This window comes from Nocardia sp. NPDC052254, assembly GCF_040679495.1.
GTDB lineage: Bacteria > Actinomycetota > Actinomycetes > Mycobacteriales > Mycobacteriaceae > Nocardia.
In genome coordinates this window covers 407,216-428,494 of sequence record NZ_JBFAUW010000005.1, presented here as the reverse complement: position 1 = coordinate 428,494, position 21,279 = coordinate 407,216, and the positions used below count along the sequence as shown (strand labels likewise).

General features: G+C 66.9%; 20 protein-coding genes and 1 other RNA gene. 13 read left to right on the top strand and 8 right to left on the bottom strand.

Going from position 1 to position 21,279, the window contains the following annotated elements:
• Positions 1 to 46: 46 nt before the first annotated feature.
• From smpB to AB0L57_RS16465, 5 genes are all read left to right on the top strand, one after another.
• A complete protein-coding gene (smpB, locus tag AB0L57_RS16485; RefSeq protein ID WP_025347997.1) occupies positions 47 to 520 on the top strand; it encodes an SsrA-binding protein SmpB in 474 nt (157 codons plus the stop codon).
• Positions 517 to 1,380, top strand: a complete 864-nt coding sequence (locus AB0L57_RS16480) for a DMT family transporter (RefSeq protein WP_364962220.1) — start codon at positions 517 to 519, stop codon at positions 1,378 to 1,380. The genes smpB and AB0L57_RS16480 overlap by 4 nt, the downstream gene beginning before the upstream one ends.
• 98 nt (positions 1,381 to 1,478) lie before the next feature.
• Positions 1,479 to 1,849, top strand: a transfer-messenger RNA (tmRNA) gene (gene ssrA, locus AB0L57_RS16475).
• A 153-nt stretch (positions 1,850 to 2,002) separates the two neighbouring features.
• Positions 2,003 to 3,082: a hypothetical protein gene (locus tag AB0L57_RS16470; RefSeq protein WP_364962218.1), complete on the top strand. Its 1,080-nt coding sequence runs from the start codon at positions 2,003 to 2,005 to the stop codon at positions 3,080 to 3,082.
• 122 nt (positions 3,083 to 3,204) lie between these two features.
• Positions 3,205 to 3,435: a hypothetical protein gene (locus tag AB0L57_RS16465; RefSeq protein WP_364962216.1), complete on the top strand. Its 231-nt coding sequence runs from the start codon at positions 3,205 to 3,207 to the stop codon at positions 3,433 to 3,435.
• 141 nt (positions 3,436 to 3,576) lie between these two features.
• Here the strand turns inward: AB0L57_RS16465 and AB0L57_RS16460 are convergent, their stop codons facing one another.
• Positions 3,577 to 4,266, bottom strand: a complete 690-nt coding sequence (locus AB0L57_RS16460; protein ID WP_364962214.1) for a DUF899 family protein — start codon at positions 4,264 to 4,266, stop codon at positions 3,577 to 3,579.
• Between the two features lie 88 nt (positions 4,267 to 4,354).
• Complete coding sequence (locus tag AB0L57_RS16455) at positions 4,355 to 5,335, bottom strand: helix-turn-helix domain-containing protein (RefSeq protein WP_364962212.1); 981 nt, start codon at positions 5,333 to 5,335, stop codon at positions 4,355 to 4,357.
• Positions 5,336 to 5,434: 99 nt separating this feature from the next.
• Here AB0L57_RS16455 and AB0L57_RS16450 point away from each other — a divergent pair, with 99 nt between their 5' ends.
• The 5 genes from AB0L57_RS16450 (at position 5,435) to AB0L57_RS16430 (ending at position 12,527) form a co-directional block, all read left to right on the top strand.
• On the top strand, positions 5,435 to 6,250 hold the full coding sequence (locus tag AB0L57_RS16450; RefSeq protein WP_364962210.1) for a dienelactone hydrolase family protein: 816 nt from the start codon (positions 5,435 to 5,437) through the stop codon (positions 6,248 to 6,250).
• A 155-nt stretch (positions 6,251 to 6,405) separates the two neighbouring features.
• Positions 6,406 to 9,210 carry a hypothetical protein gene (locus AB0L57_RS16445; protein WP_364962207.1) on the top strand — a complete coding sequence of 935 codons (2,805 nt, stop codon included), beginning with the start codon at positions 6,406 to 6,408 and terminating at the stop codon, positions 9,208 to 9,210.
• A gap of 36 nt (positions 9,211 to 9,246) precedes the next feature.
• Positions 9,247 to 10,038, top strand: a complete 792-nt coding sequence (locus AB0L57_RS16440) for a thioesterase family protein (protein WP_364962205.1) — start codon at positions 9,247 to 9,249, stop codon at positions 10,036 to 10,038.
• A gap of 150 nt (positions 10,039 to 10,188) precedes the next feature.
• Positions 10,189 to 10,818, top strand: a complete 630-nt coding sequence (locus tag AB0L57_RS16435) for a helix-turn-helix domain-containing protein (protein WP_364962203.1) — start codon at positions 10,189 to 10,191, stop codon at positions 10,816 to 10,818.
• Positions 10,819 to 10,886: 68 nt separating this feature from the next.
• A complete protein-coding gene (locus AB0L57_RS16430; protein ID WP_364962201.1) occupies positions 10,887 to 12,527 on the top strand; it encodes an MDR family MFS transporter in 1,641 nt (546 codons plus the stop codon).
• A 70-nt stretch (positions 12,528 to 12,597) separates the two neighbouring features.
• Here the strand turns inward: AB0L57_RS16430 and AB0L57_RS16425 are convergent, their stop codons facing one another.
• A complete protein-coding gene (locus AB0L57_RS16425; protein WP_364962198.1) occupies positions 12,598 to 13,359 on the bottom strand; it encodes a 3-hydroxyacyl-CoA dehydrogenase in 762 nt (253 codons plus the stop codon).
• A 371-nt stretch (positions 13,360 to 13,730) separates the two neighbouring features.
• On the opposite strand from AB0L57_RS16425, the gene AB0L57_RS16420 reads away from it, so the two are divergent.
• Entirely contained in the window at positions 13,731 to 14,306 is a 576-nt protein-coding gene (locus tag AB0L57_RS16420; RefSeq protein ID WP_364962195.1) for a TetR/AcrR family transcriptional regulator, read from the top strand.
• A 17-nt stretch (positions 14,307 to 14,323) separates the two neighbouring features.
• On the opposite strand, the gene mscL is transcribed toward AB0L57_RS16420, so the two are convergent.
• Positions 14,324 to 14,764, bottom strand: coding sequence for a large conductance mechanosensitive channel protein MscL (mscL, locus tag AB0L57_RS16415; RefSeq protein WP_364962192.1), 441 nt, complete (start codon positions 14,762 to 14,764; stop codon positions 14,324 to 14,326).
• 141 nt (positions 14,765 to 14,905) lie between these two features.
• On the opposite strand from mscL, the gene AB0L57_RS16410 reads away from it, so the two are divergent.
• A complete protein-coding gene (locus AB0L57_RS16410; RefSeq protein WP_364962189.1) occupies positions 14,906 to 15,667 on the top strand; it encodes a helix-turn-helix domain-containing protein in 762 nt (253 codons plus the stop codon).
• Here AB0L57_RS16410 and AB0L57_RS16405 read toward each other — a convergent pair.
• On the bottom strand, positions 15,649 to 16,041 hold the full coding sequence (locus AB0L57_RS16405) for a VOC family protein (RefSeq protein WP_364962186.1): 393 nt from the start codon (positions 16,039 to 16,041) through the stop codon (positions 15,649 to 15,651). The two genes, AB0L57_RS16410 and AB0L57_RS16405, sit on opposite strands and share 19 nt — an antisense overlap.
• Before the next feature lie 237 nt (positions 16,042 to 16,278).
• On the opposite strand from AB0L57_RS16405, the gene AB0L57_RS16400 reads away from it, so the two are divergent.
• Positions 16,279 to 17,268, top strand: coding sequence for an AraC family transcriptional regulator ligand-binding domain-containing protein (locus tag AB0L57_RS16400; RefSeq protein WP_364962183.1), 990 nt, complete (start codon positions 16,279 to 16,281; stop codon positions 17,266 to 17,268).
• Between the two features lie 89 nt (positions 17,269 to 17,357).
• Here the strand turns inward: AB0L57_RS16400 and AB0L57_RS16395 are convergent, their stop codons facing one another.
• From AB0L57_RS16395 to AB0L57_RS16385, 3 genes are all read right to left on the bottom strand, one after another.
• Positions 17,358 to 17,549, bottom strand: coding sequence for a hypothetical protein (locus AB0L57_RS16395; protein ID WP_364962180.1), 192 nt, complete (start codon positions 17,547 to 17,549; stop codon positions 17,358 to 17,360).
• A 317-nt stretch (positions 17,550 to 17,866) separates the two neighbouring features.
• Entirely contained in the window at positions 17,867 to 19,570 is a 1,704-nt protein-coding gene (locus tag AB0L57_RS16390; RefSeq protein WP_364962177.1) for an AMP-binding protein, read from the bottom strand.
• Positions 19,567 to 21,231, bottom strand: coding sequence for an AMP-binding protein (locus tag AB0L57_RS16385; protein WP_364962446.1), 1,665 nt, complete (start codon positions 21,229 to 21,231; stop codon positions 19,567 to 19,569). Before AB0L57_RS16385 ends, AB0L57_RS16390 begins: the two co-directional genes overlap by 4 nt.
• Positions 21,232 to 21,279: the final 48 nt, after the last annotated feature.

Sequence of the window (21,279 nt, the reverse complement as noted above, 5' to 3'; positions counted from 1 at the left end):
AGCGAGCAACGGCCGCCGAGCTGCGTGGAGTGGAAGAAAGGTGTTCATGAAGGAGAAGGGGCGCAAGGTCATCGCGACCAACCGCAAGGCGCGGCACAACTACACGATCCTCGATACCTATGAGGCGGGGATCGCGCTGGTCGGTACCGAGGTGAAGAGCCTGCGGGAAGGAAAGGCGTCACTGGTGGACGCCTACGCCACCATCGACGACGGTGAGGTGTGGCTGCGCGGCCTGCATATTCCGGAATACGGGCACGGCACCTGGACCAACCACTCCCCGCGCCGCACCCGCAAACTGCTGCTGCACCGTCGCGAGATCGACAAACTCACCGGCAAGACCAAGGAGAGCTCCCAGACCCTTGTCCCGCTGTCGATGTATTTCGCCGACGGCAAGGTGAAGGTGGAACTCGCGCTGGCCAAGGGTAAGCAGGACTACGACAAGCGCCACGACCTGGCGCGGCGTACCGCCGAACGGGAGGTGACGCGCGAGCTCGGTCGGCGGGTGAAGGGTATGCGTTGACCGCTATCGCCTTGGCGCTGATCGCATCCATCGGTTACGGGGTCAGCGATTTCGTGGGTGGGCTCGCGTCGCGCCGGGTGGCCGCACTGCGGGTGGTGATCGTCTCCTACCCGCTGTCGGCGGTGATCTTGATCCTGATCGCCCCGTTCGCCGGTGGCGGCCCCGACGTCGCCACCTTGTGGTGGGGTGCCGCCGCCGGTGTGGCCAGCGGCCTGGCGGTGTGGTGGTTCTACGCGGCACTGGCCCGCGGTCCGATGGCGGTGGTGTCGCCACTGACCGCGGTGCTGTCCGCCGGAGTGCCGATCGTGATCGGTCTGGTCGTGGGCGACCGCCCCAGCCCGGCCGCCTACGTGGGCATCGTGTGCGCGGTGGTGGCGGTGGTGCTGGTGAGCAAGGAATCGCCGGACAAGGTGACCGAGGAGATCACCGGCGGCCGGGAACTTCGCTTCGACCGCCGCATCGCCGTGCTGACCGTGGGCTCGGGCGTGGCCTTCGGGCTGATGTTCGTCTTCCTGCACGAATCCGCGGCGGCGCCCGGCCTGTGGCCGGTGCTGATGTCGCGGCTGTCGGCGACCGTCGTGGTGTGGGTGGCGGCGATGACCACCGGAAACTTCCATCGCCCGCGGGGCGAACCGCTACGACTCGCGTTCTATGTGAGTGTGCTCGATGTGGCCGCCAATGTGGCGATGCTGTACGCCTTCCACGGTTCGATGCTGTCGCTGGTCAGCGTGATCGGCTCGCTGTATCCGGCGGCGACGGTGCTGCTGGCGATGGTGCTGCTCGGCGAGCGGGTGGGCCTGCTCCAACGCATCGGCATGGTGCTGGCGCTGGGCTCGGTCGCCCTCATCGCAACCGGTTGAAACCCGGTCACGACCGGCGGGAATGCATGACGCGGAAGTGATGTTAGTATGAAAAGCCCGGCTTACCGGCCGGGTGTTCATCTGAATCGAACGACTACGGGGCTGATCGGTTTCGACTGCGTACGTCGATTCAGGGGAAGCGTGTCGGTGCAGGCAAGAGACCACCGTAAGCGTCGCTGCAACCCTATAAGCGCCGATTCCAATCAGCGCGACTACGCTCTCGCTGCCTAAGCAGTAGAGCGTGTCTGTCAGTCCGGGTTTGCTCTCGGTCCGGGTACTGGCATCAGCTAGAGAGCTTCACCGTCCGGCTCGGTCGCGGAGTCGTACGGGACATTCAACAGCGACTGGGATCGTCATCTCGGCTTGTTCGCGTGACTGAGAGATCCGAGTAGAGACACAGCGAACTGCACACGGAGAAGCCCTGAAGAAGCGGCGGAGGACCCGGGTTCAATTCCCGGCAGCTCCACTACGGGCCCCTCACCTGAGCCCCAGGTGAGGGGCCTTTCTCATCGCCCATCCCACCCCGCGATGCGGCGGCGATCGCTCGACCCGTCCGGAACCGGTGCCGGGCGCGGTCCCGCCACAGCTGTCATATCGCCCGGCCCGGGGTAGAACTGACACCGTGACGCGGTATGCATACGAGCCAGGGTCCGGCGCTCTCGTCGCGAGCTGGGGAACCGGCCAGGGGGATGTGGCGCAGACCATCGCTACTCTGCCGAGGGCAGTGGAGCCGAAGATCGCCCTGGCGCTGGCGGCCGCGCTGACGAAGCTGTCGGGGTATCAATGGCGAACGTATACGCATCCGGCGTCCGCGGCGGGTGATCCCGAGCTGCCCGGCAGTGTGGCGTGGCATCGGGCCGAGGAGCGCAACCGCTTCGATCAGGTGGAAGGGGCGGTGCGGGACCCGAATCTGCCGGATGAAGACGGCCTGATGGCGATCTCGTACAGCGTGGTCGAGGAGGCGGCGCATCGGGTCGGGCGGGCCGCGCATCTGATCGGCGACGCGAAACTGATGGATCTGCTGGTCGCCGAGGTGCGGACCGAGCAGGCCGCGATCGAGTCGGCGGAGCTGGGTGATCTGTCCGGGCGGTCCCGGCAGGCGGTCGAGTTGTCCCGGGCGGACATCTCGCCGGTGCAGGTGTATGCGGCCGATTCGCTGCTGCACGCAGACCCGCTCGCCACCATCGACCGGTTCACCGATATCGACCCGGCCGCGGCCGCGGTGGCCGCCGCACGCTGGCTCCACCTCGCCGCCCAGGTCGCGGCCGAGGCGGCGGATGTGCACCCGGTACATGTCGTCGTCGAGGCCGACAATCTCGAGGCACTCCAGGTGGAAACGCCGACCCTGGTGCTGGAGCGGCTGAGCGCGGGCGAGAGCCCCACCGGGGTGGTGGTCGACCTGATCGCCGACGCGCTCGCCGCCGCCGAGGGCCGGGTGCGCGACCCGGCCCGGATCGTGGAGGCGGCCGAGGCGATCGAAAGGCGTATGCGCGGAGAGGAACTCGACGAGGAGGGCCTCACCGCACTCACCGACGAGTTCCGCATCAGTCACCTCGACCCGGCCCGCCCCGCCATCGATTTGCTCGAGGATCTGCTGGCCGCCATCCACGGTTGCCGGCTGCTGTACTGCGAGACGTACGAGTCGGGGTTCGAGGATGCGGTCCGGGCGGCGGGGGACGACCAGAGCACGCCACTGCTCTAGCTGCCGGATCCGCCGGCCCGTCGACCGAACGATGTTCGCGGTGTCACCGTTTCGAAGAGCGGCGGGCGTCCGGCTCGGGTACCGCGAACATCTGCTCGGCGCGTCGGGTGTCCATTGCCCGCATGCGTTCCTCCACGACAACGGTCGTGCCCCCGGCGATGACCGCGGTGAACTCCAGGCGGCACGGCACACCGATCGCCGGGCTGGGGCAGTTCGGCCTGACCCACGTGTTCCCCACACCCGCTGCCCTCGCCGCGGCCGATTTCCGTGACCTGCCCGTCGACGCGGCCTGCGCTCGGGCGATCCGCGACTGCGGCCAGGATCCGAATCGGTGTGGTCGATCCGCCTCGTGATCGCCGTCGGTGACCGGTTCGACCGGGAGGCTGATATCGTTGCGCGGCGGGATCATCCGGGGTCCGGCACGACGACCATCACCTCCGGATCGGGGCGGGTTCGGATTCCACGCCGCGTGAAGCCGCGGTGCCGCCGCGTCCTCACATCTGTGGCTGCCCATACGCCGCGGCGATGTCCTTCGAACCGGACCACCGGCTGTAGGTGGGCGACTGCGGCCAGCCGTCGGGGGAGTCCTGCCAGACCTCTTGCCGTCCGTACGGCAGTGCGTCGAGCAGGGCGAAGGTGTGGCCGAGTTGTTCGGTGCCGCGGCCGTCGGTGTGCCAGGTGCGATAGACGGTGTCGCCGTCGCGGAGGAACACGTTGACCGCGAAGCCGCCGCCGGGCGGGGCACCGACATCGGTGCCGAACGAGCTGTTCGCGGTGGAGTACCAGGTCATCTTGTTGCCCACCCGGCGCTGGTAGGCCAGGGCCTCGTCGATGGGCCCCTGGGTGACGATGACGAATCGGGCGTCCCAGTTGTCCAGGAAATCCAATCGGGTGAATTGCGAGGTGAATCCGGTGCAGCCGGGGCACTGCCACTGCTCGCCCGGAAACCACATGTGGTTGTAGACGATCAATTGGGACTTGCCGTCGAAGACATCCGCCAGCCGGACCGGGCCCTGTTCGCTGTCGAGCGTGTACTCGGGCATCTCGACCATCGGCAGCCGGCGGCGTCGAGCGGCGATCGCGTCGAGTTCGCGGGTCGCGGCCTTCTCGCGGAGGCGCAACGTGTCGAGTTCGCGTTGCCAGGTCTCGGCATCGACGACGGGCGGCAATGCGTTGGTGCTCATGGGTCCTCCCTGACCGGTGCAGTGTGCGAGCTGTAGATGTAGACGACGCGGGGCCGTCGAATTCACCGGGTGGCCGCACCCGCGGTTCTCAGTCGATGCGGGAGCGATCCCGATGGAAGGTCGCGCGGTAGTCGCCGGGACGCTGCCCGGTGTGCTTGGCGAACAGTGCCGCGAAGGTCCCGGGATCGCGATATCCGACGGCGGCGCAGACGCTGGTGACGGTTCGGTCGGTCGTCTCGAGCAGGTGCCGGGCCCGCCGGACCCGAGCGGACTGCAGATGTTCCAGCGGGGTGCTCCCGGTTTCGTTCGCGAAGCGCCGCAGCAGGGTACGGGTGCTCACATGGAAGGTGTTCGCCAGCCCGGCGAGGTCGTAGCGGGCCGTCAGATGTTGTTCGAGATGGCGCATCACCTTGCGGGAGAACGTATTTCCGGGCCGAGGCAGCAGCCGGGCGTCCACATAGGGCGTCTGTGACATTCGGGCGTCGTCGATCAGTGCCACTCGCGCCGTCGTCCGCGCCACCTCCCGGCCACTGTGCCGGGCGATCAGATCCAGTGCGAAGTCGTACATGGCACTGAAGGCAGCCGTGGTCGTGATGCCGCCGTCGGTGAGGACCAGCCGATCGGAACGAACGTCGGCCTGCGGGTGGCGCCGGGCCAATTCGTCGGCGAACAGCCAGGCCGTGGTCGCCTGCCGGCCGGTGAGCAGTCCGGCGTGGCCGAGCAGGAAGGCGCCGACACAGATCGAGACGATCGCCGTACCGGCGGCGGCCCCGGCCCGGATCGCCGCGATTTCCGGGCCCAGTGCGGCGAGCCGGGTATCGAGATCCGTGCCGGTGACGAGTTCGAACCCCGGAACGACCAGCACGTCGACCCTGCGCAGTGGCGAGACGGCCAATGTCACATTGCCCGACGACACGACTCGGCGCCGCGGCGAGATGACCGACACCTCGTAGTCCGAGTGGCCCGGACCGGCGATCCGGGCGGCCATGGTCAGCAGATCGGGCACGCCGAACACCTCGGACGCGTAACAGCCGGGATACGCCAGCACCCCGACGCGCAATGCGCTCATCCTCGCCCTCCTCGCACCGGTGACCGGTGGCGAGATTACCCCGATATATGGCGATCCGGCCTATCGCCTTCGCGGCACCGCCCGGCGAGGCTGGCGGGTATGAGTGCTGACGATTCGATCGCCGACTTCGCCTCCCGGGATGTCGAGGTGGACGGCGTGGTCAAAACCGTCCATGTGTCCGGCTCCGGACCGGCGGTGGTCCTGATGCCCGAGATGCCCGGGATCAGCCCGGATGTGCTGCGGTTGGCGCGGTGGATCCGGGATGCGGACTTCACCGTCCACGTCCCCTCGCTGTTCGGTGTGGACGGCGCCTGGCCCACCGCCGAGGAAGGAATCGCGGTGCTGCGGCGTGCCTGTGTGAGCGCCGAATTCCGCGCCTTCGCCGGCGGCGGCACCAGTCCGGTCACCCACTGGCTGCGCGGCCTGGCCCGGTCGGCGCACGAGGAATGCGGCGGTCCGGGGGTCGGTGCGATCGGGCTGTGCTTCACCGGAAACTTCGCACTCACCATGACGCTCGAGCCGAGCGTCATCGCACCGGTGGTCAACCATCCATCGCTTCCGCAGGACGATCCGGCAGGCCTGGAACTCGACGAACAGGACGCACGCGCGATCCGGGACCGCGTCGAGCGGGACGGGTTGACGGTCCTGGCCTACCGTTTCGACAACGATCGCTGGTGCACCGGTCAGCGCTTCGCCGCCTATCGCGCACTGCTCGGCGACGCGTTCGACGGGCGCGTCCTGCCGGGCAGCAGCGCCAATGCCGAACCGCCGCCGTTCTTCCGGGATGTGGTGCAGACACCGCACAGCATCGTCACCGCGCATTTCGTCGACGAACACGGACATCCCACCCGCGTCGCCCGCGACGAAATCCTCGAATTCCTGCGTACCCGTCTGCATCCGCCGAAAGGCCGATGACGCCCGGCCGACGAACAAGGAGGTGGCGGCAGCCGAATCCTTCGGAGCCGGTGCGGGTGAAACCTTTTCGCCCACAGCGGACTCTGCGATCGCGCGAGCATTCGGCTGGAGTTCCGGGCACTCTGGGTGGTGACGGGGAGCACTGACGATCGGGGATGGCTGTGGTGGACCGGGAACGCTATATCCGCAAGTATTCGAATACGTTGCGGGCGATAGCCGTTCCGGACGAGCGGCCACGGATTCTGCCCGTCGTGGTGCGGCGTCGCAAGAATCGCCGGCTACCACCACCGATCCTGCGGTTGATCGCGCCGGAGACAGCGGATTTCGACCGCTCCACGGGGCTGCTGCCGCGCACCGGCGAATGGCTGGCCGAACCGGGTGGCCGGCGGGCGGTGCCGCGGGCGATGGTCGACGCGGCCGAGGCGCGGCCGGACATGTTCGACCCCGGCTTCTCCGCCGAGGGTGATCAGGAGCTCGAGGAACACTGCCTGCCGATCCTGCACGAGCTCTACATCTGCTTCGCCAGCGACGATACGGCCATGGGGCCCATCTCGTTTCCGCGCTACCGCACCGCCGACTGGCTGACCAGGCAGCGATTGACGGGTTCGGCGACCGAGGCGTCCGAGCAATTGCGCGAACGTCTGCCGAAACTGCTGCGCGGTGTGCACGCGACGGATCGTTCGGCCACTGCCCTGGGCGCCGTCGGCGGGACGGTGGCCCGGGTGCTGACGCTGCTGCTGTCGCTGTGGCCGGTGGTCCGGCTCTGGTTGTTCGTCAGTTCGCATATTCCGGGGCTGTCGCGGGTGAGTTATTGGTTCATGCACCAGCGGTATCTGACACCGCGCCTGTCACACAGTTTCGTCGGGTTCGGTGTGCGCCTCACCGAGCCGATGCGCCGCCGGGAGAACAGCGACCAGATAGCGAAACTGCTGGTGAACGCATTTCTCGAGGATCTGCGGGCGGCGTATCGACGCACGCCGTGGCGGCCCTCGGGATGGCGGCGCACGGCCTACCCGGTCGCACTGTTCGACCGGGTGGGTCCTGACGACAGCGCCACCCGGCTGATGCGGTTCGTCAACGAGATCCGCAACGAGACCGGGCTTTTCGATCCACTGGTGATCGTGGCCCGGATCGACGGCTCGGCGGAGTCGCCGCAGGCCCGCTTCGCGGATCTGGGGGTGACGGTCGACGGCGAGGTCCGTGATCCGCTGCGGTTGTGGCGCGCCGACATCGACGAGCGCCGCCGCCATCGCGATACCGACAGCTGGTATCTCACACTGCCCCTGCCGGATTCGCTGAGCGGTACGCTGCCGCGATTCGGCCGTTCCGAGCTGTCCCATCCGCCCGCCCCGCCGTGGGCCGCCCGGCGATCGATGGTCGCCGCCGTCGCGTTGCTGCCGGTCGTCGCGCTGGTGGCCGTGGCGGTCGTCGTGGTCCAGCCGCGGATCGCCGCCGGCTGCACGCCGTGGCCGTGGCGGTCCGGGGTGGACGTGGCGGTCGAGGGCATCGAATGTGTGGGTCTGAGTAGCTCTGCGGCCCAGGTCTTCTCCGACGACCCCGAACTCGGCGAGATGCAGCGCGAGGTGTACCACCAGAACGTCGACGCCGACCGGTTGCGCCACGAAAATCCGCGCCGGCCGCTGGTCACGCTGGTGTATTTCGCGGGGATGACCTACGTCGATCGCAACGCGCGCTACCCGCACGCGCAGGCCGAGGAACTCGCGGGCCTGGCCGTGCGCCAGCGCTGGGCCAACCGGCAGAGTGGTGCTTCCGAGCCGCTGCTGCGGATCGTGATCGCCAACGGCGGTACGACCATGCGATACGCCACCTGGGTGGTCGATCATCAGATCAGCCGGTTGCTGCGTTCGGATCCGACCGTGATCGGGGTCGTCGGCCTGGACCGCAGCTCCGACGAAACCCGCCGGGCCATCGGGAGATTGGGCGAGCTCGGGGTCGCGACCATGGCGACGACCCTCTCCGCCGATGGGCTCCAAGAGGTGTCACCGCTCTATTTCCAGCCGGTGCTGGACAATTCGGCGCAGGCGAAGCTGGTGGCCGATTATGTCGCCGGCGCACGCGATCCGGATGGCAGCCCCCGTTACGGCAAGGTGTACGTCTACGTGCCCGACGACCCGGCCGACGTCTATGTCCGGACGCTCGAGAACGATCTGCGGCAGACGCTCGGCCCGGACCGGCTCGGCAAGGTCGATCCGTGGTCCGATCAGGGGCAGATTCCCAGCCGGCCGATACCGTGCGCACCGGCCGACCATGAACGCCCCGCTGATCTGCTGTTCTTCGGCGGGCGCAACCCGGATTTCGGCCCGTTCGTCAATGCGGTGGCCCAGCATTGTGGTGCCGCGATGCCGCCGATCCTCGCCAACGACACCGCGACGCGCGCGGTGTCGGACAAGTTGGTGCAGGACGCCGCACCGATCGGATTTCCCGTGCACTATGTCGCCAAGGGCGTTCCGGCCCTGCTGGCGGGCAGCAACTGTGTCCGCGACGGCACACCGGATCGGTCGGCGGTCGCCAGTCCGAGTATGTACACGTTGTGCACCGAGCTGACCGCGCTGCGTCACCAATTGCCGCACTTCCAGGTGAGCTGGCCGGGTGACCGCACCGGTATCGGGTTCGACGTCGCCGAACTGTTCCTGGGTGCGGTCAAACGGAATCGGTCCCGGCCGGAGTACTCCGGGGCGGCGGTCGACCGCGCCGCCATCGGTCTCGAACTGCGCCGAGGTGATCTGGACGCCGACACGGTCACCGGAAAACTGCGCTTCGATGGTCCGGGCGGGCGAGTGAGCGGCGCCTCGATCGCGATCTTGATGACCCCGGACCTCAACGACGCCGACGTCCCGCCGAAATGCCTGCTGCAAATGCCCCTCCCACCCGAAGGCGGTAACGGCTGCCCGCCGGGTACCGGCAGCGAGACCGAAACCTGGGTCGCCCCGCCCGGCTGAACCCGCGGCGCCGATCCGGTGCGGTAATAAGGACGCATGGAGGCCTTCTATCACCCCGATCCCGCCGATCCGGCGCTGTTTCACTCCACCGAGCTGACCCGCGGTCCGTGGTCGCCGGATGCCCAGCACGCCGGACCGCCGTCGGCGCTGCTGGGACATGTGATCGAGCGATGTGAGCCGAGGCCGGGATTCCGGGTGGGCCGGGTGTCGGTGGAGATCCTGGGGCCGGTGCCCATCGAGCCGTTGCGGGCGCGGGCGCGCGTGGTCCGGCCCGGGCGCAGTGTCGAACTGATCGAGGCCACCATCGGTACCGAGCGCGGTCCGGTCCTGCGAGCCAACGCCTGGCGGCTGCGAGTGGCCGATCCCGAGATCGAGCTCCCGGCCGATGCCGTCGCCAACGGTGCGTATCCCGGACCCGACACCGTGCCCGCCGGCGCCGAATTCCCGAGCACCCAGCCGGTCGGCTTCCACACCGGCATCGAATATCGTTTCGTCGCCGGCTCTTTCGACCGGCCCGGTCCCGCGGTGTGCTGGATCCGCTTGCGGTATCCGATCGTCGCGGGCACGACCCCCAGCCCCTTGGAGCGCACCCTCGCGGCGGCGGACTCCGGAAACGGCGTCAGCGCGGTGCTGGATTGGGACCGTTACCTTTTCATCAACACCGACCTCACCGTCACTCTGCACCGGGAACCGGCCGGGGAGTGGATCTGCCTGGACGCGGTCACCTATCCGGAGCGCAGCGGCATCGGCATGGCCGAATCTCGTCTCTACGACGAGCAGGGGCCGGTGGGCCGCAGTACCCAGACCCTGCTGATCGGACCACGCTGACCGCGTCTGCGCCGCTCGCGCCGGGCGGTTCCGGCCCCGCCCGGTGGAATCGCCCACTGTCGTGAGGAATTCGGTACCCGCCTTCATTTCGACGTGATCCACACAACATTGCAGTTCCTGAAATATTTCAGTCTGTGCTACTTTTCTGCTGTGTCCCCGATTCAGCACGACGATGCGCCGCTCGGCCTGCGTGAACAGAAGAAGCGCCGTACCCGCATCGACCTCTGTATGGCCGCGCGGCGGCTCACCGTGGAACGCGGTCTCGATGTCACGACCGTCGACGACATCGCCGCCGCGGTGGGGGTTTCCGGGCGCACGTTCTTCAACTATTACGAGACGAAATTGGATGCCGTGGTCGGCCCGGTCGGGGAGATCGGCACGCCCGAGGCGCGGCAGCGGTTCGTCGCCGGCGGTCCCACCGGTGTGCTCATCGACGATCTGGCCTCGCTCTACGGATCCAGCTTCGAGCCGGAAAGTGAAGCGAAGGAGGCGATTTCGCTGGTCACCGAGATCGTTCACGCCGAGCCGCGGGTGCTGGCGGGTTTCGTCGCCGCGGGTACGCGCCAGGAGGCGGCGCTCGTCGAACTGCTCGACGAACGGATGGGCGGGGCGGTATCGCGGGATTTCGCGCTGCTCACCGCGCGCCTGATGCCGACGCTCACCATGAGCGCCGCCGCGACGCTGACCGAAGATCCGGACAAGTCTCTGGTCACCGCGCTGCACGAACAGTGCGCGCTGGCCGCGCAATTGTTCACACCATCCACACAGGAGCACCGATGAGACAGGATGCGAAGCCCCCTCTTCGACGCGACCGGGTGCGGGTGTCCCGCAACGACACAGGAGTCCCGATGACCACGACGGCAGATTCGCCGCCGGCCCCGATCGTATTGACCCAGAAGAGAATCTGGCTGATCTTCTCCGCCCTGATCGCCGGGATGTTCCTGGCGAGCCTGGACCAGACCATCGTGGGCACCGCGATGCCGACCATCGTCGGTGACCTCGGCGGCGTCTCCCATATGGCGTGGACCGCGACCTCGTATCTGCTGGCCACCACCATCGTGATGCCCATCTACGGCAAATTCGGCGACATGTTCGGGCGCCGTTGGCTTTTCCTGTTCGCGATCGCGGTGTTCACCGCGGCGTCGGTGGGTGCGGCGGTCTCGACGAGCTTCTGGGAGTTCGTGGTGTTCCGCGGACTCCAGGGTGTCGGTGGCGGCGGCCTGATGATCCTGGCGCAGGCCATCATCGCCGATGTGGTCCCGGCCAAGGATCGCGGTAAGTACATGGCCCCGATGGGCGCGATCTTCGGCGTCACCTCGGTCGCCGGACCGCTGCTCGGTGGCTTCTTCGCCGATCAGCTGAGCTGGACCTGGTGCTTCTGGCTGAATGTGCCGATCGGTCTCGCGGCGTTGTTCATCGCCTTCCGCTACCTGAGCATTCCGAGTCATCGGCCCAAGACCCGGCCCGACTATCTCGGTGTGGTGCTGATGTCCTCGGCGACCACGCTACTGATCCTGATCACCGACTGGGGTGGCAAGCAGTACGCCTGGGGCTCGGCGGTGATGGTGTCGATGATCGTCGCCCTGGTGCTGGTGGTCGGGGTGTTCATCGCGGTCGAGGCCCGGGCGGCCGAGCCGATGCTGCCGCTGTGGCTGTTCCGCAATCGCACCTTCGTTCTCACCTCGGCGATCGGCCTGATCGTGGGCCTGTCGATGTTCGCCGCACTTGCCTTCATCCCGACCTACCTCCAGATGGCCACCGGCGCTTCGGCTTCGGTGTCGGGCCTGCTGCTGATCCCGATGATGGTCGGCATGATGATCACGCTGATCGGATCGATGTCGGTCATCACCAAGACCGGTCGCTACCGGGTGTTTCCGCCCGCGGGCGCGCTGATCATCGTCGGCGGCATGCTGTGGCTCACCCGGCTGGACGCGCAGAGTTCGATGTGGCTGGTCTCCGGGATGCTGTTCGTCATGGGCGCGGGACTCGGCCTGATCATGCAGATCATCGTGCTCGTGGTGCAGAACGCCGTGACCCCCGATCAGATCGGCACCGCGACCAGTGCGAACAACTATTTCCGCGAAATGGGCGGTGCCATCGGCGTGGCCATTTTCGGTTCGATCTTCACCAATCGGCTCACCGACGGTCTCACCGATGTGTTCCACGCGCATCTGCCGGATGTGATGGCGGCGCACCTGGATCCGAGCAGCCTGGTTCCGTCGGTGGTCAAGAACCTTCCCGACACGCTGCACGATGCCATCGTCGGCGCCTACGTCGATGCCCTGGTTCCCGGCTTCTGGTATCTGATTCCCGCGGCGGCGCTGGCATTCCTGCTCGCGTTGTTCATTCCGCACATGACGCTGTCGGACGAGGCGGGCATGATCGCGCGCGGCGAAGCGGTGATGGCGCACGAGAGCGAAGGTTCGGCGGATGCGGATGCGGCCGAACAGGATTCGGCTCAGGATCCGGATCCGCAGCCGGTGCGCTGATATCCGGCACCGACGACGAGGCAGGGCCCGGCTTCCGCGGAAGCCGGGCCCTGCCGTTTGTCGCGTGGGATCAGCGCGGTGCCATGCGGATCGCGCCGTCGAGGCGGATGGTCTCGCCGTTGAGCATCGGGTTCTCCACGATGTGGCGGGCCAGGGCCGCGTACTCGGTGGGATCGCCGAGGCGGGCCGGGTGCGGGACCTGGGCGCCGAGGGCCTTGATGGCTTCCTCGGGCAGGGACTCGAACAGCGGGGTGTGGAACAGGCCGGGAGCGATGGTGTTCACCCGGATGTTCAGGCTCGCCAGATCGCGCGCGATCGGTAGCGTCATGCCGACGATGCCGCCCTTGGACGCGGAGTAGGCGGCCTGGCCGATCTGGCCGTCGTAGGCCGCGACCGAGGCGGTGTTGATGATGACACCGCGCTCCTCGCCGTCGAGTTCGGTGGCGGAGATACGCTCGGCGGCCAGCCGGATCACGTTGAACGTGCCGATCAGGTTGACATTGATGATCTTGGTGAAGTCGGCCAGCGGGAACGCGCCCTTCTTGCTGACCGTCTTGATGGCATTGCCGATACCGGCACAGTTCACCGCGATACGCAGGGTGCCCAGCGCCTGCGCGGCGTCGAGGGCCGCGGCGACCTGCTCCTCATTGGTGACATCGGTCGCGGCGAAGACCACACCGTCGCCCAGCTCCTTGGCGATCGACTCACCGTTGGAGGACGGCAGGTCGATGATGACGACCTTCGCCCCCTGACTGTGCAGTTCCTTCACCGTGGCCAGGCCCAGACCCGACGCGCCACCGGTGACCACGGCGACCGCATTCTCGAGCTTCATCCGAAGTCCTTTCTGATCGGTATCCGCGCCAGACTAGTCGCTGCACCGGGAACAAGTAAATAGCGATTCGCAAAATTGGACTGCATGGTGCAGTCGAGCGATCGCCGTGAATACCTCTATTGCTACTGGTCCAGTAGGTGCTGTCGGCGGATTACCAATCGCTCTCCTGTCGTTGATGTTCCGCCAAGTTCGCTAACTGTCACCCGCCGGACAAATACTAGAACATGTTACAGTTTCGGCGGGGGAGGTACCAACTACCGGGTTCGCCGAGACGATCGGAGCTGCCGCGTGTACCGGTCGCCGCAGGTCCCGCGGGGGGCGCCCTGGTGTGTTGGTGGACGGGAACCGCCGTGCTGGGCCACGATCGAGAGGTGACCAAGAGCGGATATCACCACGGCGATCTGCGCGAGACGCTGCTGCGGGCGGCGGCCGAACAGATCGCTGCCGAGGGCGTCGACACCGTCTCGCTGCGGGCGCTGGCCCAGCGTGCCGGGGTATCGCATGCCGCACCGGCGCACCACTTCGGCAACCGGCAGGGGCTGCTGACCGCACTCGCGATCCGCGGGTTCGAATTACTCGCCGACGAATTACGCGCCGCACGTGACGATTTCCGTGAGATGGCGGTGGCGTACATAGGATTCGCCCGTCGCCATCCGGGACACTTCGATGTGATGTTCCGTCACGATCTGCTGCGTGCCGACGACCCGGATCTGATCGCCGCACGCACCACATCCGGTCTGGAATTGCGCTCGGGCGTCGCGCAACTGGGCGTCGTGGACGATGTGCGGCCGGCGACCGAGCTGGCGGCCTGGTCGCTCGTGCACGGCTTCGCCTCGCTGTGGCGCGAGGGCGCGCTGACCGATTCCGAGCTCGGTGGCGCCGATCCCGAACAGCTCGCCCGGCAGATGGTCGCCACCGTCGACTTCGTCGGTGCAAAACAGGGCTAGTCACAAGCCCTTTCGGCTCAGTGTTCGTGCACCATCTCCGCCACCCGGCGCTGGGTGTGGGTATCGGTCGCGTCCTTGGTCTGCTGCGCGGCCAGCAGATCGCGGATTTCGGCGAGCAATTCGGTCTGCGTCGGCTCGGACTTCTTCTTCTTGCCGAATCGTTTCTGCAGGTGGTTCATCGGCAGAATCAGCACGAAATAAAGCACCGCCGCGACCATGACGAAATTGATTCCGGCACTCACGATGGGGCCGACCGCGATGAATGTCGCGGGCTTGCCGGCAACCAATTGAATGCCCAATCCCAACTGTCCGTTGGTGCCCACGACGGCCAGCAGTGGCTCCACGATTCCCTTCGTGACCGAGGTGACGATCGCGGTGAATGCGGTACCCATCACCACCGCGACTGCCAAATCGATGACATTGCCGCGCATCAGGAAGTCTTTGAAACCCTTGAGCATGTGCCTCACGATCCGATCTCGTACGTCTACGCTGTCTCGGCCGAGGAGTCTATCGGCGAACAGCGAACCATCAGCAACTCGTTGTGCGCGCGATCACGCGCTCCGCGGAATTCTGTCACCGCTCGGCGATAACCTCGACTCGTGAGCGATCGCGGGCCGTCGGCCTACCTCGAGCACCCCTCGCGGGCGTACGCGGGCGCGGTGGTGTGGCGGCGCCGGGTGCGCGCCGAATCGGTGACGGTGCTGCCCGATGGGTGCATGGATTTGTTGTGGCTCGACGGCAGGCTCGTGGTCGCCGGTCCCGATACTCGCGTCCAGCACAGTACGGCCGGGCCGGCTACGGCCGTGTACGGCATCCGTTTCGCCCCGGGGACCGCCCCGGCGCTGCTCGGGGTGGTAGCACCCGAGCTGCTCAACAGCCGCGTCGACCTGGACCGGCTGTGGCCGGCCCGGCGGGTGCGCCACATGGCGGACCTGGTGACCGCGGCGCCGGATCCGGCAGCCGGTCTGGAGGAGATCGCCCGCCGGTGCGCGGCCGCGGCCGGCCCGCCGGACCCGTTGCTGACCCAGATCGTGTGGCGGCTGGACGCCGGCGCGTCGGTCGGGGACACGGCAGTGGCCCTGGGCCTGGGCGCTCGGCGACTGCACCGGATATCGGTCGCCGCCTTCGGATACGGGCCGAAGCTGCTGGCCCGGATACTGCGGATGCGCCGAGCACTCGAATTGGCCCGGTCCGATATCGGCTTGGCCGACACCGCGGCCCTGGCCGGTTATGCCGACCAGGCACATATGAGCCGCGATATCCGCGCTCTGACCGGCCGGCCTCCCGGCCGGACGATCGGTACGCCGGAGCGCGCGCACCCCGGGACCCGGTCCCGCGAGGTTCAGCCCAGCGGCGCGTAGAGATCGACGCCGTTGCCGTCGGGATCGTGCACGGTCGCGTATCGCTGTCCCCATACGGCGTCGAACGGTGTCGTCTCACCGTGATATCCGGCCGCGACCAGGTCGGCGAACACGGCGTCGACCTCGGCGGGCGAGGCGCAGCCGAAGGCGAGCCCGATCCGCCCGTTCGCGGCGTTCCATTCGCGGCCGGGACCGACATCGGTGGCGATGTTGTCCTCGCTGTCGAGCATGAGCCGGAATCCGCCGGGCAGCGCGGCCTCGACATGGCCGCCGCCGATGATGTCGCCGAATTCCAGTCCGAGTCGCCGGTAGAAGCCGATCGCGGCCGTCAGATCCGCGACGACCACGCCGATTGCATTGAGTTCAGGTGCCATGCCGCAACGCTAGATCGCCACCGCGCCAGCGGTCTTGAACGAATCGGACAACCCCCGAGCTTTGGTCACAATTCGGGCTCGGGAACCGGGTGACCTGGATCTATCTATTCGGCGGACGTGCCGACCGCCACAATCGGAGTGAATATCGGTTGAAACGCGGGTCCTAGTGATTAGCGTTTCCCACAACGTGTTCGGGGACGCGAATGAAGCAGGAGGGACATGGCTACCGACCAAACTATGCTGCATCGTTTCGTGATCTCGCAGATGTCGGACGCCGGGATCGACCGCGATCGACTGCTGCGCGAATGTGAACTGCCCGAATGGACGCTTGCTGGAGAAGGCGTGCACGTCCCTTCCCGGATCTTCTCCCGGTTATGGGAGGTCGGTGAGAAATGGCTGGACGATCCGGATGTGGCCCTGCATGTGGCCAGCAGATATCAATTGGCCGCCACCCGGCTCTATGACTATCTGTTCGCCAGCGCACCGACCGTGGGTGCCGGGCTGGCGACATGCGGGCCTTACGTCAGCGCGGTGACCACCAATCACCGGTTCGATCTGGTGCCGGAGACCGCGAGTGAAACCACCCTCTACCTGGAGATGATCGAGGGGGACGGGCGCGGTCGCGAATTGGTGCAATTGTGGGGCCTGGTCGCGGTGCTGACCCGCAGTCGCAGGGTGCTGACCACGCCGCTGGATCCGATCCGGGTGACGCTGCGACAGTCCGCACCGCAGCGGCTGGATGTGTTCCAGGAGGTATTCGGCACGGCGGATCTGGTATTCGACGCGGATACGGATTCGATGGTGTTTCGCTCGGCCGATATGGAACGTCCGCTGATCACGGCCGACCCGGTACTGGCCGACGTGCTGCAGCCGCTGGCCGCGGCGCTGCCACCGCCACCGCCGCTGGTATCGGCGTGGCCGGAACGGGTGTCGAAAGCGCTGGCCGAGGCCTTCTCCGAAGGTGAGGTCTCGCTCGATCAGGTGGCACGGCGGCTGGTGATCAGCCCGCGTACGCTGCAACGGCGGCTGGCCGAGTCCGGCACCACGTGGCGTCAGGAATTGGATCGGGCCCGGCTGGCACGGGCCGCGGCCGCGGGCCCGGTGAGCCGGGAAAGACAGGCGGAGTTGCTCGGGTACGCCGATGCCGGATCGATGCGGCGCGCAGCGCGGCGCTGGTCGATGGTGGCGCATTCGCGGTCGGCCGGTCCGGCCGGGTGTCAGGCCTAGACAGCTCACGAGATTCGCTCGATCACCGACCTCGGCGTGGGCAGCGAGCGCCCGCGCCGGGGTCGGTGATCGAGCGGCGTCGCGACCATTTATGCCCGCAGGTTGCTCGCCGCGATACTCCAGAATGTGTGCCTGTCCAAGACCTGGAAATCCCAGCTCTCGGCAATGGCGTGGGACGTGGCGACGATGGCGGGCACATCGAAATCTTCCCGGGTCGCCGTACCCTTGGCCTCCAGTTCCGCGATGACGTACTGGGTGGCGCTTTCGAAGGTGTACAACACGGTGAGCTCCCATCTGTCGTAGGTACACATCCGTTCCGCGCTGCGCGTACTTTGTCAGTCTTGTCAGGCTGTCACAAACGGGCCAGCGCTGAACGCGCCACGTGCGGGCAAATGTGCCATTTTCACATTTTGCTGGCGACAGGGATCTCTCGCGAGAAGTCTGCACCCGTCGCAGCTTTCGGCCAAACTAATCATCGGTTCAGGAGTGGGAAGTGGTCGCCGGGAGCGACACGCGGCGCAAATGTGCACACCCGCCGGCGCTCGTCGTCGGATGTTCCCGGCGACGAGCAACCAACGGGCAATATTTGGGTGATCGGCTAGCCTGCCGCACCGGTGAGGATCTCCTCGTACCGGAATTCGCCCGGGAGAGCGGTTCCCGCCGTGTGTGCGGCGTCTTCGCGCTGCCGCAGTTCGACACGGCGGATCTTGCCCGAAATGGTTTTGGGCAGGTCGGTGAACTCGATCCGCCGCACGCGCAGATACGGCGCCAGATGATCACGCGCGTATTCGAAGATGGCCCTGGCGGTTTCGCTGTCGGGTTGCCATCCGGTCGCCAGGGTCACATACGCCTTGGGCACCGACAGGCGGGTGTCGTCGGGCTGTGGGACGACCGCGGCCTCGACCACCGCGGGATGTTCGATCAGCACACTCTCGAGCTCGAACGGCGAGACCTTGTAGTCGGAGGATTTGAAGACATCATCGGTGCGGCCGATGTAGGTGATGTAGCCGTCGGAGTCGCGTGCGGCCACATCACCGGTGTGGTAGTAGCCGCCTTCCATCACCTGCGCGTTGCGTTGCGGGTCCTGCAGATAACCGGTCATCAGGTTGACCGGATGCGCACCGAGGTCCAGGCAGATCTCACCCTCGTCGGCGGGTGCGCCGGTGACCGGATCGATCAGTGCCACCGGGACGCCGGGCATGGGCCGGCCCATGGATCCCGCCTTGACCGGTTGCCCGGGGGTGTTGGCGATCTGCAGGGTGGTTTCGGTCTGGCCGAATCCGTCCCGGATGGTCAGCCCCCAGGCGTTCTCCACCTGTGCGATGACATCGGGATTGAGTGGTTCGCCGGCGCCCAGAATCTCTCGCAGACCCGCGGGACGCTCGCCGAGATCGGCCTGAATCAGCATGCGCCACACCGTGGGTGGGGCACAGAAGGTGTTCACACCGGCTCGGTGCAGCTGGTTCAGCAGTGCCTCGGCATCGAATCGGCCGTAGTTGTAGACGAAGATCGTTGCCTCGGCGATCCACGGCGCGAAGAAGCAACTCCACGCGTGCTTGGCCCAGCCGGGAGCGCTGATGGCCAGGTGGGTGTCACCGGGGCGCACCCCGATCCAGTACATCGTGCTGAGGTGGCCGACCGGATAGCTGATCTGGTTGTGCTGCACCATCTTCGGCTTACTGGTGGTGCCGGAGGTGAAGTACACCAGCAGTTCGTCGGTGACCTGCGTGACGGTCGGGAAGGGGCCCGCCGATTCCACCGCGGCCGCCTCGGCGTAGTCGTGCCAGCCTTCGACAGGCGCGCCGACCGCGATCCGCCGGTAGTCGCCCGGCACCTCCGTGAACTTGGCGGTGTCGCCGGTGTTGGTGATGACGAAACGTACCGAGCCCCTGCCGATCCGATCGATCAGGTCGTCCGGTCCCAGGGCGCCGGTGGTGGGCATGACCACCGCTCCCAATTTGGCCACGGCCAGCATCGACTCCCACAGTTCGACCTGGTTGCCGAGCATCAGGATCACCCGATCACCCTGGCGCACACCGAGTCCGGCCAGCCAGGTCGCGACCCGGTCCGAGCGCCGCGCCATCTCGTCGAAGCTCACCCGCTGCTCCCGGCCGTCCTCCTCGACGATCCACAGCGCGATGCGATCGTTACCGCGCGCGATGACATCGAACCAGTCGACGGCCCAGTTGAACGCGCCGGTGAGTCGCGGCCACTCGAAGGTCCGCACCGCGGTGTCGTAATCGGACGCCGACTCGACCAGCTGGTCACGTGCCGCGCGGTACAAGTCGGTATTGGATGTCACGACTGAACTCTCCTCTGCTGCTGTTCGCGCTCCGGCATGCCGAACAGGCGCACCGAGGTGGTGCGGATGTCGATCTTGCGGACCTTGCCGGTCACCGTCATCGGGAACTCGTCGACGATGTGGACGTAGCGCGGAATCTTGAAATGTGCGAGCCTGCCGGTGCAGAATCGCGCCACCGCCGCGGCGTCCAGAGGCGCCGCGCCCTCGCGCATCCGGATCCACGCGACGAGTTCCTCGCCGTATTTCTGATCCGGAATACCGACGACCTGCGCGTCCAGGACGTCGGGGTGGGTGTAGAGGAATTCCTCGATCTCGCGGGGGTAGATGTTCTCGCCACCGCGGATGACCATGTCCTTGATCCGGCCGGTGATGGCGACGTAGCCGTCGTCGTCCATGGTCGCGAGGTCGCCGGTATGCATCCAGCGCCCGGCATCGATGGTCTCGGCGGTGCGTTCGGGATCGTTCCAGTAGCCGAGCATCACCGAATAGCCGCGGGTGCACAGCTCACCGGGTTCGCCGCGCGGCACGGTCAGCCCCGTGTCCGGGTCGACGACCTTGATCTCGAGGTGCGGGCCCACCCGGCCGACGGTCGTGGTGCGCTGGACGAGGGTGTCGTCACGGCGGGTCTGGGTGGAGACCGGGGATGTTTCGGTCATGCCGTAGCAGATCGACACCTCGGTCATCCCCATTCGCTCGATGACCTGTTTCATCACCTCGACCGGGCAGGGGGAGCCGGCCATGATGCCGGTGCGCAGCGCGGACAGGTCGTAGGAGTCGACATCGGGTTCGGCCAGTTCGGCGATGAACATGGTCGGTACCCCGTACAGCGAGGTGCATCGTTCCTCGGCAACGGCGGCCAGGGTGGCCCGTGGGTCGAACGCGGGCGCCGGAATGATCATCGCCGCACCGTGACTGGTGGCCGCCAGATTGCCCATGACCATGCCGAAGCAGTGATAGAACGGCACCGGAATACAGATCCGGTCCGCCTCGGTGTAGCCGCACAGTTCGCCGACGAAGTAGCCGTTGTTGAGGATGTTGTGATGTGACAGCGTGGCGCCCTTGGGGAAACCCGTTGTGCCCGAGGTGTATTGAATATTGATCGGCTCATCGGGCGACAGCCGGGCGGCCGCCGCGGCCAGGCGCTGCCGATCTCCGGCACGGCCGGTCTCGACCACGGCCGCCCATTCTCCGCTGTCGAACAGCAGTACCTGTTCCAGATCGGGGCATTCGGGCCGGACCCGGTCGATGATCTCGGCGTAGTTCGAGGTCTTGAATTCCCGTGCGGAGACCAGCATTCGGATGCCGGCCTGTTGCAGCACGTAGCGCAGTTCCTCGCTGCGATAGGCGGGATTGATGTTCACCAGGATGGCGCCGATCTTGGCGGTGGCGAATTGCACCAGCGTCCATTCGGCCCGATTGGGTGACCAGATACCCACCCGATCGCCCTTACCGATCCCGGAATCGAGCAGGCCCAGTGCCACCGCGTCCACTTCGTCGGCGAATTGCCGATAACTCCAGCGCACGCCGGTCACCCGGTCGACGAGTGCGTCCCGGTCACCGTGCATGGCCACCGTGCGATCGAGATTCGCTCCGATGGTCTCACCGAGCAGCGGCGCATCCCATACTCCATGCGTATAACTGGTCGGCCGGACCCGGCCCATATTCGCGCTCACAGTTATAGGATTCACGTCACACTTTGCCTCCCGCCA